12 protein-coding genes are annotated in these 14185 nt (G+C 71.5%); 6 read left to right on the forward strand and 6 right to left on the reverse strand.

Annotation, left to right across the window (positions count from 1 at the left end; genetic code table 11):
• Positions 1-61: 61 nt before the first annotated feature.
• Positions 62-1294 (reverse strand): DUF6350 family protein, encoded by a 1233-nt coding sequence (locus tag ABEG17_RS04140; protein WP_406832021.1) that lies wholly within the window; start codon positions 1292-1294, stop codon positions 62-64.
• Positions 1295-1417: 123 nt separating this feature from the next.
• Between ABEG17_RS04140 and ABEG17_RS04145 the strand changes: the two genes are divergently transcribed.
• Both ABEG17_RS04145 and ABEG17_RS04150 read left to right on the forward strand, forming a co-directional pair.
• Positions 1418-1969, forward strand: coding sequence for an RNA polymerase sigma factor (locus ABEG17_RS04145; RefSeq protein WP_406832022.1), 552 nt, complete (start codon positions 1418-1420; stop codon positions 1967-1969).
• Positions 1953-3395, forward strand: coding sequence for a hypothetical protein (locus ABEG17_RS04150; RefSeq protein ID WP_406832023.1), 1443 nt, complete (start codon positions 1953-1955; stop codon positions 3393-3395). The genes ABEG17_RS04145 and ABEG17_RS04150 overlap by 17 nt, the downstream gene beginning before the upstream one ends.
• A 115-nt stretch (positions 3396-3510) precedes the next feature.
• Here ABEG17_RS04150 and sucD read toward each other — a convergent pair whose 3' ends face one another.
• From sucD to ABEG17_RS04170, 4 genes are all read right to left on the reverse strand, one after another.
• The gene (sucD, locus tag ABEG17_RS04155) at positions 3511-4404 is read right to left on the reverse strand and encodes a succinate--CoA ligase subunit alpha (protein ID WP_406832024.1); all 894 of its coding nucleotides are present in this window, start codon (positions 4402-4404) and stop codon (positions 3511-3513) included.
• 22 nt (positions 4405-4426) lie between these two features.
• Positions 4427-5614, reverse strand: a complete 1188-nt coding sequence (gene sucC / locus ABEG17_RS04160; protein WP_406832025.1) for an ADP-forming succinate--CoA ligase subunit beta — start codon at positions 5612-5614, stop codon at positions 4427-4429.
• Between the two features lie 132 nt (positions 5615-5746).
• On the reverse strand, positions 5747-6742 hold the full coding sequence (locus tag ABEG17_RS04165) for a DUF3048 domain-containing protein (protein WP_406832026.1): 996 nt from the start codon (positions 6740-6742) through the stop codon (positions 5747-5749).
• Positions 6743-6874: 132 nt separating this feature from the next.
• Positions 6875-7846: a threonine dehydratase gene (locus tag ABEG17_RS04170; protein ID WP_406832027.1), complete on the reverse strand. Its 972-nt coding sequence runs from the start codon at positions 7844-7846 to the stop codon at positions 6875-6877.
• A gap of 46 nt (positions 7847-7892) precedes the next feature.
• Here ABEG17_RS04170 and ABEG17_RS04175 point away from each other — a divergent pair, with 46 nt between their 5' ends.
• Positions 7893-8366: a hypothetical protein gene (locus ABEG17_RS04175; protein WP_406832028.1), complete on the forward strand. Its 474-nt coding sequence runs from the start codon at positions 7893-7895 to the stop codon at positions 8364-8366.
• A gap of 90 nt (positions 8367-8456) precedes the next feature.
• Here the strand turns inward: ABEG17_RS04175 and ABEG17_RS04180 are convergent, their stop codons facing one another.
• Positions 8457-10517: a M4 family metallopeptidase gene (locus tag ABEG17_RS04180; RefSeq protein ID WP_406832029.1), complete on the reverse strand. Its 2061-nt coding sequence runs from the start codon at positions 10515-10517 to the stop codon at positions 8457-8459.
• A gap of 463 nt (positions 10518-10980) precedes the next feature.
• Here ABEG17_RS04180 and ABEG17_RS04185 point away from each other — a divergent pair, with 463 nt between their 5' ends.
• The 3 genes from ABEG17_RS04185 (at position 10981) to ABEG17_RS04195 (ending at position 14183) form a co-directional block, all read left to right on the forward strand.
• Positions 10981-12906, forward strand: a complete 1926-nt coding sequence (locus ABEG17_RS04185) for a CocE/NonD family hydrolase (RefSeq protein ID WP_406832030.1) — start codon at positions 10981-10983, stop codon at positions 12904-12906.
• Positions 12907-12969: 63 nt separating this feature from the next.
• Positions 12970-13587, forward strand: coding sequence for a ClpP family protease (locus ABEG17_RS04190; protein ID WP_406832031.1), 618 nt, complete (start codon positions 12970-12972; stop codon positions 13585-13587).
• A complete protein-coding gene (locus ABEG17_RS04195) occupies positions 13584-14183 on the forward strand; it encodes a ClpP family protease (protein WP_406832032.1) in 600 nt (199 codons plus the stop codon). The genes ABEG17_RS04190 and ABEG17_RS04195 overlap by 4 nt, the downstream gene beginning before the upstream one ends.
• Positions 14184-14185 lie beyond the last annotated feature (2 nt).

The following is a 14185-nucleotide window of genomic DNA, read 5'->3' on the forward strand; positions in this document are numbered from 1 at the left end:
ACGGGGTACGGCGGGGTACGACGCGGCGCCGGTCAGTGCCCACCAGCGGTCACGCCGTGGTTCAGCGACGCAGCTTCCAGCGGTCCCAGACCATGACCAGGCCGGCGCCGACCGCCAGCTCGACCAGCAGGGCGAGCGTCAGCGCACCAGCCGGGGCGCCGATGGAGGACAGACGCGCCTGGCCGAGCGAGGAACCCCCGAGCAGGTCCAGCAGCCCGATCAGCCCACCCGCCACGGCGACCGCGACACCGACGACGGTGAGCTTGGTGCGCCCTGTGGACAACCGGGCCACCGAACGCAGGGCACGCCAGCCGACGAGGACACCCACCCCGACCGGCACGAGGACGATCGCGGGCAGCCACCCGGGGAACGCGCCCGGGGTGGGCAGGGCCCCGAACACCGGGACCATGGGGAGCAGCGACGTGCGCGACCCCGTCCAGGTCGACGAGGCACCCTCGACAGCGGAGAACCCCGTGCCGGCCATGAACGACAGCGCCCACAGGCCCAGGTTGGGCAGCACGAACAGCTGGGCCAGCGCCAGCACGGTGCCGCCGATCACGCCCGGCGCCAGCTCCCCCTGCAGGGACGTGACTCTCCCGAGGTGGATCACCACCATGACGATGCAGACGAGGACCCCGGTGAGGAGAAGCCCGGCAGCGCCCTCGACACCGGGTCGCAGACCCCGCCGGACGGCGTCGGGCAGCCAGGTCGGCCGGCGCAGCCGCTCCCCCGCCAGCTCGGGCCGGCGCCGCAGGGCGTGGGCGAGCGCGAGGAGTGCCGCAGCGACGGGGACCACGAGGACGGGGAAGACCAGGGTCCACAGCACCGGGGACGGCCCGGCGACGGAGGCGACCAGCGCCCATAGGGCCGCCGCCGCGGCATACCCGAGGGTCCAGGAGCCCAGGGCGGACGCGAGGGGCCGGTGGAGCAGGTCGGCGACCAGGGTGATGGCGCGGGACTCGGCGCTCTCGCGCACCGCGCGGACCGCACCCCAGGCTGCACCGAGCACGGCGAGCCCGAGGAAGAGCAGCGGGACGACCGTGACCGTGGCGGCACCAAGGGTGAGGTGCGCGCCGGTGGCCAGCAGCCACAGGCTGGCCCCGACCCCCAGCGACGTCGTCCAGGTCACGGTGCTCTCCGACGCCGCCACCCACACGAGCAGGGCGGGCAGCACAAACACCAGGCCCGAGGCAGCAGCCGCCCCCGCCCCGGCCAGGAAGGAGCGCTGAAGCGCCCTCGGTTCGGGCCCGCCCGATGTCGACGTGGCCCCACGCAGCAGTTCCATCACAGTCATGTCCGACCCATCGTCGCCGACAGCCCGCCCACCGGGCCGCAGGCAACGCCGGGCGCCGCGAGAAATGTCCGAACGCGCCGCAACCACAGTCGCCGGGGTCGCGTCTGCTGCGGTGTGATGACAGTGAGGAACATCGGCGAGGCGACGCGCGAGCGGGAGGTGGGGATGGCACGGCAGTCGGCGGAGGCGGAGTTCGACGAGTTCTACCGCGACACCGCGCGTCGGGTCGTCCACCTCGTCTACGGCTTCACCGGCGACCTCACCGTCGCCCAGGACGCCACCCAGGAGGCGTATGCGCGGGCCTGGCAGCAGTGGTCCACCGTCCGCACGCACGACGACCCCCTGGCATGGGTGCGGACGGTCGCCCGGAGGGTGGCCATCTCCGGGTGGCGCAAGAAGAGCACCCAGGACCGCGCGTACGAACGGCACGGGGCCCACGACACCACCGGCCCACCCACCGAGGACCGGGTGGCCGTCGTCGCAGCTCTGCGGACGTTGTCCGAGCCCGTGCGCGAGGCCGTGACCATGCACTACATCGGCGACCTGTCCATCGACCAGATCGCCCACGAGACCAACACCCCCGCAGGCACCGTCAAGGCGCGCCTGCACCGGGGCCGCGCGCAGCTCGCGCAGGCCCTGCGGCACGAGGAGAGCTCCCATGGCGAACACGGCTGACCCCGAGGACTGGACGGCGCGCGACGACGAGCAGCTGCGCGGCGCCCTGGCGACCCTGCGACACGACGTCGACGCGCTGCCCCTGCCGGACGTGCGGTTCGTCAGGGCCCGAGGCGTACGGCGCCGCCGCCAGCGGGCGCTCGCCCTCACCGCTGCTGCGGCTGCGGCCGCTGTGGTCGTCGGCGCGGTGGGCTTTAGCCAGCTCGGCCGGGACACGACGCTGCCGGTCACCCCGGCGACCCGGTCCTCGTCCCCTGCGCCGACGGCCACGCCGACCGCCACGGCGACCGACGACCCCCTGGCCGAGCCGGGTCTGCTCCCGCTGGCCCGGGACTGGGAGAGGACCCTCGACCTGCCCGCCGGCTCCGCGACCGTCACCAAGGTCACCAAGGGCGGCGGTGTCGAGTGCGGTGACACCCTCGGCGCCCCCACTCGTCAGGACGCCATGACCCAGGCCAGCTCGCCGGTGAGCGGGGGCGCCACGTACTGGCTGACGGACGTGCCCCAGGCCGCAGCGAACACCCTCATCCAGGGGGTCGGCACCTGCCAGAACGGGCCGTCGTTCACGGTGAAGTCCGAGTACGTCGGCGCCTACGCCGTGTTCTCCTACTCGACCCCAGAGGCAGGCTCCGGCTGGTTCGCCGTCGTCCCCGGACGCCAAGGCGTCGCGCTGCTCCAGGTCATCGACCCCGCCTTCAACGACGTCGCCTCCGGCGGCTTCACGGTCAAGGAGGTCAGCGCGCTCGCCGAGCTCACCCGCCAACGCCTCGACCGGTACGGCGCCGGGTCCGGCTCCGCGAGCCCGTCGGCCCCCAGCACCGCGCCGGCGATCGGACCGACGGGGAGCACCCGCGCCCTGTCGCAGGACATGCCCGTCTCCGGTCCGCAGCCCGCGCCCGTCTCGCCCTTGTTCGTGGCGGCGTCCCAGTGGAGGTCGCCGGCGCTGAGCGGCTCGGTCGCCACGTCGGCCGGTCAGGGTGCCCTGGAGGGTTCGACGACGGTGGCGTCGTGCGAGACCGACGAGCAGCAGGCCGGCATCGGCGGCCGCGTCGGTGTGGTGTCGGTGAAGGCCGGCACCGGGCCCGCCGGGTACATCGGACGCCAGCGGGTGCAGCTGGACGAGTCGTCCGCAGGCGAGGTGCAGCAGTCCTACGTCGCGGCCCGGCTGGCCGAGGCGAAGGCGTTGTTCGCCAAGGGCTGCCGCGTGGGCAACGGCACCGTGAGTTCGACCGCCGGGCCGTCGGAGGGGACCTACCGACTGGAGACCGTCCTCACGGACGGGACCGCGCCGTTCACCGAGTGGGTCGGCGTCACCGCGCAGCGGACACCGGGAGCGGTCTCGACGATCGTCATCACGAAGATGAGCGACCCGAAGCAGGGGTTCGCCGAGCTCGACCGGCTGCTCATGCTCGCGCGGCAGAAGTAGCACCCCCACCGCTCCGCGTGGTTGGCAGCAGCCGCCGGCCACGTGGCACACCGTGCAGCACGAAGGCCGCCACCCCGTGGGGTGGCGGCCTTCGTGGATTCCCTTGCGGGGCAGCCTACTTCTGCAGACCCTTCATGATCTCGCGCATGAGGTCGGCGGTCGCGGACGGCGTCTTGCCGACCTTGACGCCAGCAGCCTCGAGGGCCTCCTGCTTGGCGGCCGCGGTGCCCGCGGAGCCCGACACGATGGCGCCGGCGTGGCCCATGGTCTTGCCCTCGGGGGCGGTGAAGCCGGCGACGTAGCCGACGACCGGCTTGGTCACGTGCTCCTTGATGTATGCCGCCGCGCGCTCCTCGGCGTCGCCGCCGATCTCGCCGATCATGACGATCGCGTCGGTGTCGGGGTCGTTCTCGAACGCCTCGAGGCAGTCGATGTGCGTGGTCCCGATGATCGGGTCGCCACCGATGCCGACGGCGGAGGAGAAGCCGAACTCACGCAGCTCGTACATCATCTGGTAGGTCAGGGTGCCCGACTTGGAGACCAGGCCGATCCGACCGGCGCCCGCGATGTTGGCGGGGATGATGCCGGCGTTGGACTTGCCGGGGCTGATGAGGCCGGGGCAGTTCGGGCCGACGATGCGGGTCGTGCCCTTCTCCTTGGAGTACGCGTAGAACTCGGCGGAGTCCTTGACCGCGATGCCCTCGGTGATGACGACCGCGAGCGGGATGGCCGCGTCGATCGCCTCGACCACGGCGGACTTGGCGAACGCCGGCGGGACGAAGATGACCGACACGTTGGCGCCGGTGGCTTCGATGGCCTCGGCGACGGTGCCGTACACCGGCACCGAGACGCCGCCGTCGAACTCGACCGTGGTGCCGGCCTTGCGCGGGTTGACGCCGCCGACGATCGAGGTGCCCGAGGCGAGCATGCGCTGGGTGTGCTTCATGCCCTCGGAGCCGGTCATGCCCTGGACGATGACCTTGGAGTTCTCGTCGAGAAAGATTGCCATTGTTGTTGTCTCCCGGCCCTTGTCAGTTCGTCGCGGCCGAAGCCAGCTCGGCGGCCTTGCGGGCCGCGCCGTCCATGGTCTCTTCGATGCTCACCAGCGGGTGGTTGGCCTCGGCGAGGATGCGCCGGCCCTCCTCCACGTTGTTGCCGTCGAGCCGCACGACGAGCGGCTTGGTCGCCTCGTCGCCGAGCGCGTTCAGCGCGCCGACGATGCCGTTGGCCACCGCGTCGCAGGAGGTGATGCCTCCGAACACGTTGACGAACACCGACTTCACCTGCTCGTCGCCGAGGATGATGTGCAGGCCGTTGGCCATGACCTCGGCCGAGGCGCCGCCGCCGATGTCGAGGAAGTTGGCGGGCTTGGGCGACCCGGCGAACTCCTCACCGGCGTAGGCGACGACATCGAGCGTCGACATGACCAGGCCCGCGCCGTTGCCGATGATGCCGACGGAACCGTCGAGCTTGACGTAGTTGAGGCCCTTCGCCTTGGCCGCGGCCTCGAGCGGGTCGGCAGCGTCCTTGTCCTCGAGCGCCTCGTGGTCGGGGTGGCGGAAGTCCGCGTTGGCGTCGAGGGTGACCTTGCCGTCGAGGGCGACGATGTCGCCGTCCTCGGTCTTCACGAGCGGGTTGACCTCCACGAGCGTGGCGTCCTCGTCGCGGTAGACGGCCCACAGGCGCTCGAGTACGGGCGCGATCTTGGCGCCGGTCTCGGCGTCGAAGCCGGCCGCCTCGACGATCTCGGCGGCCTTGGCCGCGTCGATGCCCGTGTTGGGGTCGACCGCGATGCGCGCGAGGGCTTCGGGACGTTCGACCGCCAGCTGCTCGATCTCCATACCGCCCTCCTTGCTGCACATCGCGAGGTAGGTGCGGTTGGCCCGATCGAGCAGCACGGAGAAGTAGTACTCCTCGGCGATGCGCGCGCCCTGGGCGATCATCACGGTGCCGACGGTGTGGCCCTTGATGTCCATGCCGAGGATCGCCTTGGCGTGCTCCTCGGCCTCGTCGGCGCTCTTGGCGACCTTGACACCGCCGGCCTTGCCGCGACCGCCGGTCTTGACCTGCGCCTTGACGACGGTGACGCCGCCGCTCTTGGGACCGATGGCCTCCGCGGCCTCGCGCGCCTGCGCGGGAGTCGTGGCGGTGGCGCCGGCGAGCACGGGCACACCGTGCTTCTCGAACATGTCTCGAGCCTGGTATTCGAACAGATCCACGTCTGACGTCCTCGTCTGCTGATGGGTGAGGTTCGCGCCCGAGACTAGTCCTGTCGGGGTCGCCCGAGTCCCGCGGGTGCGGCGGGTGGGAGCAATCTCACGACGAGCGGCGTCCGCGGCGCCGTCGAGCCCTCAGCGGACGGTTGCGTCCTGGCCGTTCGGCACGAGGAGGACCCACACCGGGCCCTGGGGCGCGAAGGTCACGACCTTCCCGCCGGCGGTGAAGGTCGTCGGCGACGTGGCACCGGAGCGGGACCACGTGCCCTGCCACACCCGTCCGCCGCGCAGCACGGTCGCCCTGCCCGACCCCACAAGCTGCTCCACCGGTGTGGGCCGGCCGTTGACGTCACGGTTGCCGGAGTCCTTGGAGGCGACGTACTGGACGACCACGGTCGAGGCGCCGTACTGGGTGCCGGAGGGGCTGACGTCCGGCCGGCCGTCGGTGACGACGAGGTACTGCCCTCGCTTCGCGTTCCAGCGCAATGACACGGTGGCCGCGGGCCACCGTGCCGTGACCGAGGTCGCTGGTGTGCCACCAGAGGTCGCAGGGCCGTACCGGAAGCCGATGTCGCCGGGCTCGACACTGCCGCCGGCGCGCGCCAGGAGGGCCTTGGGGTCACCGATGAGGTTGTATGGCGCGGGGCGCGAGTGGTCGCGTCGGTAGCCGCGCCCCGACTGGTCGTTGCTGAGGTTCACCTGAGCCCCGCGGGCCAGCACCTTGGCGGTATAGGACGACGAGCCGGAGTAGGCGAACGCGACCTTGCCCCAGTTGGCGAGGATCGTGACGTCGGTCTCGCGTCCGCTGCGCACGGGCCCGACCTCGGCGGCCTGGTGGCGGCTGAAGACGGCGAGCAGCCGGGTCAACCCGCCCTCGACCGGCTCGACGTAGACGACGTCGGCCTGGGCCAGGCCGATGCGCGGCCGGGCCGACGAGGTGTTGTCGATCTTTACGGCGAGCACGGGGCCGCCTGTCAGGGGCACCGGCCCGGACGCGGCGGTCGTGGTCCTGGTGGGTGTGGTCGGGCCCCCGCAGGAGGGTCCCGAGCACCCGCCGGCGCATGCCGCGCCGCCTGCGACGACGGCCAGGGCGACGGCTGCCCCGAGCGCTCGACGAACACCACGGTTCATGGCTCAAGGATAGGGCTCGCCCCGCTGCTCGCCGGTCCTTGAGCGCCTGACCACGCCATGACGTGGTCAGGCGTGGTCAGGCGCACCACGGCTCGGGCTCGGGCGACTTCGGACGGCAGCGGGGACGACGGCTCAGGCAGCCGGGGTCCGCCCGGCGAGGACCTCGGCGAGGATGGAGGAGTCGCAGTTGCCACCGGACAGGATCACGCCGACCCGCGTCCCGGCGACAGCCTCCCGCTCGGCGAGCAGGCCGGCCAGGGCGATGGCGCCAGCGGGTTCGGCGAGCTGGTGGGTCGTGCGCAGCAGCACCCGCATCGCCTCGGCGGTGTCGTCCTCGCTGACCGTCACCACGTGGTCGGCGCCGGCGACGATCGTGGCGATCGCCTCGGGGTCGGGCGTGCGGCAGGCCACCCCGTCGACGAACGTCGCGGCCCGCTCGGTCGTCACCACCTCCCCGGCCGCGAAGGACAGGGCGGTCGCCGGCGCCTGCTCCGCCACGACTCCCACGACCCGGGTGGACAGGCCCAGCAGGTCCCGCACGCCGACGATCCCGGCGATGCCTGACCCCATGCCGACACCGACGTAGACCGCGTCGAGAGGACCGGCAGCGTCGAACAGCTCCTTGGCGTAGGTGGCGACGCCGACGACGAGGTCGCGGTGGAAGGACGGGACGGTCTCCAGCCCGAGCTCCTCCCCCAGCCGCGCGGCCTGCTCGCGCGACTCCTGGAAGTCGGCGCCGTGCACCACGAGCTCGGCCCCGAACCCCTCCATCGCCGCGTTCTTGTCAGGGCTGTTGCCCTCGGGGACGACGATGACGACGCGCAGCCCGGCAGCCGACCCGGCATAAGCGAGCGACTGGCCGTGGTTGCCCCGCGTGGCCGACACGATGCCCGTGACCTCCGGACGTTCTCGCGCCAGCCGGTCGGCGTAGACCAGGCCGCCGCGCACCTTGAACGCCCCGGTCGGAGTCTGGTTCTCGTGCTTGACCCAGACCGTCGCCCCGACGTGCTCGCCCAACAGGGGCCAGGCGAACTGTGGTGTCGCCGGGAAGTGCGTGCGCACCACCGCGGTCGCCGCGTCGAGGTCTGCCATCGAGAAGGACATGCTTCATTCTCGCCCGGCCACGGCCCGCAGTGGCAGGGTGTCCGGTATGTCGCGACCCACCCCCGTGCCCGCGCTCAGTCTCGTCGCCCTCACCGCGGCCCTCCTCACCGGAGGGTGCGGATCGCCCGCCGACAGCGCCACCAGCTCCACGGCGTCGAGCTCGACCACCGGCACGTCCTCCTTCCCGATCACGATCGAGCGCAGCGGGGGCATCGCCGGTTTCGCCGACAAGGTCGTCGTGGCGAAGGACGGCTCGGCCACGGTGACGACGAAATCCGGCACGGGCACCTGCACGGTGACTCCCGGGATCCTGACGGCGCTCGCCCGTACCGCTGCCGCCGGCGTGACGAGGTCGACCACGGCCGCGTCGCCCGGCGCGGACGCGATGGTCGTCACGCTCACGACCCCGGACGGCACCTTCGGCCTCGTCGAGGGCGACCTGCCGGGCACAGCCCCCGAGGTCGGCGCCCTGCTCGAGGACCTCGCCAAGCCCAAGGCACAGCGCACCACCTGCCGCTGATCGTCTGCCGGCAGGTGGTGCGGTGGTGGCGGCAGGGTCGGGCTGGAGGTCCCGGGCCCCGCCGCCACCTGTCAGGGGTGACCGATCTGGTCAGCTGGTGGCGAGGGCGGTGTCGTCCACGACGAACGACGTCTGGAGGGAGGAGTCCTCGTTCATGAGGAACTTCACGGTCACCGTCTTGCCCTTGTAGGCGAGGACGTTGAACGACTTCTGGGCGTACGTCGCACTCGTCCCGACGTTGGAGTACGTGGCCAGGGTCGTGGTCGTGGCGCCATCGACGATCTGGACCTTCATCGTGTCGTAGGCGGTGCTGCCGGACTCGGCGGTGTCGCTGCGCAGCCAGAAGGACAACGAGGCGGCGGTCGCCGTCGACGGGATCGTGACGTTCTGCTGCTCGGTCTCGGTCGCGGTGGTGCCGTTGCCGCCGAGCCACATCTTCCAGGAGCCCGTGCGGGCGGGGCGGCCCGTGTCGGTCGTGATCGGGCCGGCCGAGCCGGTCCAGCTCGTCGCCCCGGACTCGAAGCCCGGGTTGAGCAGCAGGTTGCCACCGGTGGGCGGCGGGGTGGTGCCGCCGCAGGACTGGGCGCCGGCGGGGACCGCGATGGCGGTGAATGCCTGCTCGACCGCGGCGCAGGTCGCGCTGCCCGCGCCATACAGCTCGATGGCGGAGGCGATGGCACCCTCGCGGGCGTTGAGGTAGGTGCTGTTCGACGTCAGCTTGGTCGACAGCGTGCGGTACCAGACCTTCTCGATGTTGCTGCGGCCGCCGCCGGTGACGGTGGAACCGTCACAGGTGGGGCTGTTGTAGGCGACACCGTTGACGGTCTTGGCACCCGAACCCTCGGAGGCGAGGTAGAACCAGTGGTTCAGCGGACCCGAGGAGTAGTGCGGGTCGAGGCTGCCCAGGGTCGAGGACCAGCAGTCCTTGGACGCGCCGTCCTTGCTCGGCTTGTCCATGTAGCGCAGCGGCGTGCCGTTGCCGTTGATGTTGATCTTCTCGCCGATGAGGTAGTCACCCGGGTCGGCGGCGGAGTTGGCGTAGAACTCGACGGCGGTGCCGAAGATGTCGGACGTCGCCTCGTTGAGGCCACCCGCGTCGCCGGTGTAGGCGAGGCCTGCGGTGTTCTCCGTGACGCCGTGGCTCATCTCGTGGGCGGCGACGTCGATGGACGTGAGGGGCTTGGTGTTGCCCGCGCCGTCGCCGTACGTCATCTGGGTGCCGTCCCAGAACGCGTTGTTGTAGGCGTTGCCGTAGTGGACCCGGCTGCGAGCACCCACGCCGTTGTTGAAGATGCCGTTCCGGCCGAGGACGTTCTTGTAGTAGGCGAACGTCTTCTCGGCGCCGTACTCGGCGTCGACGCCTGCCGTCTGGCGCGAGGACGTGGCGCCGTTGCCCCACACGTTGTCGGCATCGGTGAACTGGGTGCCGGTGCCGGTCGTCGCCCCGTTGAGGTCGGTGGTGTAGTTGCCGAGCGAGTCCTTGAGCAGCCAGCTGCTGCCCGACTGGATCGTGTTGAGGGTGACCGTGCCGGAGTACATCGAGTTGCCGGTGCCGTTGACCACCTCGTCCCACGAGGTGAGGACGGCACCGCTCTTGGCGTCGACGATGGTGTGCAGCCGGCTGGGCGTCTGGTCGGCCTTGACGCCCTCCGTCACCACGTCGTAGGCGAGGCGCGGCGATCCGGAGCCGGCCCAGACGACGAGCTCCCCGTCGTTCTTCTTGGGGGCGTAGCCCGCGCGCTTGGCGCCGGACCTCTCCGCGCTGGTCTCGGTGACTGCCGGGCTGGTCGAGGAGACCGCGACCTTGCCGCCGTCGTTGCCGTTCCAGCGAACCTTGCGCACCGTGCCGCTGGCCGTCTTGTCGACGACGAGGTCACCGCCGACGACACGAAGGCCCTTGTAGGTGCGGTCGTAGCGGACGTGCTGGGTGCCGTCGCGGTCGGTGACGGAGTTGCGGACGACGAGCTTCTCGTCGGCCGACAGCCCTAGGGCGCTGTGGTCCCGGTCGGCTCCGGACTGTGCGGCGCTCATGGACTGGCTGGGTGCCTGGCTCGGCGCCGAGGCGGGAGCTGCGGACGCGGCGGACAGTGGGGTGGCCACTGCTGCGGCGACGGCGACGCCGAGGGCGACGCCGGTGGACAGTCGGATCACGAGTGTTCCTCTTCTCGGACAGGGTGCGCCGATGGGCGGCGGACCATGAGACGACGTCGATCCCCCTCCGAGACGGCACACGGTGACCGTGGGCGTCGGCGCCGTGCCGACCTAACCCGTCACGCCGACGCACGGTCAATGAAACTGGCGAAGACTTTGCCAAATGCGTGGGAACCTGCGGTTCAAGGGGATTCGCGACGCCGTTTCTTCTGCTGTTCGCCAAGTCCGCGTCATCGTGGGGTGCAACTGCGCCCCTCGTCGTCCACGCCTCGAACCACGCGTTCCACCATGTGACCGTCCGCCGCGACGGGACGAGCCGATCGGACCAGCGACTGGACGAGCGACCGTTGGGGGCCGGAGACAGCCCCACACGCGACCCCGGACGTAACCCCGGCGCCCCCGCCTCGTTGTCCCGTCACCGAGGCGCGCCACCCGGCGACGCCCGATCACCCGTGGAGGCCCGATGTCGCGCCGATCCCCGTCCCGAGCCCCCCGGCTCACCGCCCTCGCGCTCGCGCCCCTCGCGGCAGTCGCTGTGGGCGGCACTGCCACGGCGGCTGCTGCCGCTCCGGCCACCGCTGGCACGGCCGCTGCTGGAACGCCTGCCGCCGTGACGCTCGGGGCCGTCGACACCTACACGGGGCTGAAGTTCACCGTTCCCGCCGGCCGGGACGACCTGGGGCAGCCGCAGTCGTGCACGATCGACGCGGACCTCTACAAGCCCCACTCGGCGAGCCGCTCGGCCCGCGTCCCGGCGATCCTGACGACCAACGGCTTCGGTGGCAGCAAGGCCGACCAGGCCGGACTCGGTCGCGCATTCGCCGCCCGCGGCTACACCGTGCTGTCCTACACCGGTCTCGGGTTCCCCGACAGCGGCTGCAAGATCTCGCTGGACGACCCCGGCGTCGACGGGATCGCCGCCTCGTCGCTGGTGACCTTTCTCGGGGGCGGCGGCAGCGCGCCATACACGTCCGCTCAGCTGGGTGGCACGACCACGGGTGCCGGCACGGTCACGGTGGACTGGACGGTGCTCGACGACGCCGCGAAGCACGACCCGCGCCTCGGCATGCTGGGCGGGTCGTATGGTGGACAGATCCAGTTCGCCACTGCCGCAATGGATTCCCGGGTCGACACCCTCGTCCCCCTCATCACCTGGAACGACCTGCGCTACTCGTTGGCGCCCAACAACACCAGCCTCCGCGGCGTGACCTACGCGAACTCCGCCCCGGGAACGGAGAAGATCGGGTGGACCGGGCTGTTCTTCGGCATCGGCATCCTCGACGGGCTCCAGGGGGCGGCGATCGACCCCAAGCGCAACGTCGGTTGTCCGAACTTCGTCCTCGAGGCGTGCAAGGCCAAGGCCACCCTCGACACGCTGGGGTACCCGACTGCCGACACGTACCGGCTGACCGACCGCGTCTCGGTGTCGCACTACATCGACCGGGTGAAGGTGCCGACCTTCCTCATCCAGGGCGAGAACGACACCCTCTTCAACCTCCAGGAGGCGGTGGCGACCTACCGCTCGATGAAGGCCCGCGGCGTCCCCGTGACGATGGCCTGGCAGTCCTGGGGCCACTCTGGGGGCACCGGCACCAACACCGGTGCCGCGCCGGGCGAGCTCGACCTCACCGGCCAGCACATCGAGGACACCTACCTCGGCCTGCGGATCAAGAACTGGTTCGACCACCAGCTCAAGGGCTCCGCGGTGTCGACCGGCCCCGAGTTCGCCTACTTCCGCGACTGGGTCCCCTACACCGGCAGCGCCGCCCCGGCCTACGCCAGCGCGTCGTCCTACCCCGCCGGCACGCGCCGCTCGTGGTACCTCTCGGCCGCCGACGAGCTGGTCGGTTCCACCAAGGACATCCAGCCCGGGTCCACGTCGTGGTCCAACCCCGGACTGGGGGCACCCGCGTCGTACAGCGAGGTCTCCGGGCTCGAAGGACAGGTGGCGCTCCCCTCCGGGGTCACCACCCCCTTCGACACCCCCGGGACGTTCGGTGCGTGGTCGACCGCCCCGCTGACATCGCCGGTCAACGTGGTCGGGTCGCCGACGCTGGACGTGAAGCTCGAAGCGCCGACCGTCGCGCTCACCCAGGCCGCCGGTCCGGCCGGACAGCTCCAGGTCTTCGCCAAGCTGTATGACGTCGCCCCGGACGGCTCGAAGACGCTGGTGCACAAGCTGATCAGCCCCGTGCGCGTCGCGGACGTCACCCAGCCGGTGCACATCGAGCTCCCGGCGATCGTCCACCGCGTGGCGGCCGGACACCGGCTCCAGCTCGTGCTGGCCAGCACCGACGCCGCATACAAGAACGCGTATGCCGTGCAGCCGGTCACCGTCCACGCGTCACCGACGGCGCCCGCCACCTTCAGCGTCCCCACCGCCCCGTAGTCCGGCGCTGCTCACAGCAGCAGACGCTGGGCGCGCCGACGACGGTGCGCCCAGCGTGGGGGGATGCGCGACACCAGCAGCAGCACCCAGACCCACGACGCCCACCTGTCCAGCCGCCTCCTCGAGCAGCGGATCATCGTCCTCGACGGCGAGCTCGACGACCACGGCGGCACCCGCCTGTGCTCCCAGCTGTTCCTGCTGTCCGCCGAGGACCAGCGCGCGGACATCAGCCTGTGGATCAACTCCCCCGGCGGGTCGGTCCCCGCGATGCTCGCCATCCACGACGCGATGCAGCTCGTGCCCAACGACGTCTCGACCCTTGCGCTCGGGCTCGCCTGCAGCGCAGGGCAGTTCCTCCTCACCGCCGGCACGCACGGCAAGCGGTACGCCCTGCGCCACTCCCGGGTCCTCATGCACCAGGGATCGGCCGGCATCGGGGGCACCGCGGTCGACATCGAGCTCCAGGCCGAGGACCTGCGCTCCACCGTCGAGACCGTGCTCGGCCTGATCGCCGAGCACACCGGACAACCCCTCGAACGCGTCCGTGAGGACTCTGCGCGCGACCGCTGGTACTCCGCCGAGCAGGCCCTGGAGTACGGGTTCGTGGACCACGTACTCGAATCGATGGACAGCGTCCGACCGCGCAGAGCCACCCGTACCGGGCTGGGGGGTGCGCGATGAGCAGCTACACGATCCCCAACGTCATCCGCACCCACCCCCGAGGCGACCGGGTCATGGACGTCTACAGCCACCTGCTCAGCGAGCGGATCGTCTACCTCGGCACCGAGATCGACGACGGGGTGTCCAACGCGCTCATCGCGCAGATCCTGCACCTCGAGGCCGAGGACCAGGACAGGCCGATCGACCTCTACATCAACTCGCCGGGCGGCTCGCTCACCGCGACGTTCGCCGTCTACGACGCGATGGAGTTCGTCCGCGCCCCGATCGCGACGACGTGCATCGGGCAGGCCTGCTCGACCGCGGCGATCCTGCTCGCCGCCGGGGCACCCGGCCAGCGCAGCATCCTTCCCCACGCCCGGGTGCTCCTGCACCAGCCCTCGGCCCGCAGCCAGGGCGCCATACCGGACCTGATCCTCGAGGCGGACGAGGTGATCCGGCTGCGGGCCGCAGCCGAGGTCGTCCTGTCGCGGCACACGGGCCAGCCGTTGGACGCGCTGCGGCACGACACCGACCGCGACCGGATCTTCACCCCGGAGGCCGCGGTGGCCTACGGCCTGGTCGACCGCCTGGTCACCGGCAGGTCGCTGCCGGACTGAGC

This window comes from Pedococcus sp. KACC 23699 (genome assembly GCF_045348425.1).
Taxonomy (GTDB): domain Bacteria; phylum Actinomycetota; class Actinomycetes; order Actinomycetales; family Dermatophilaceae; genus Pedococcus.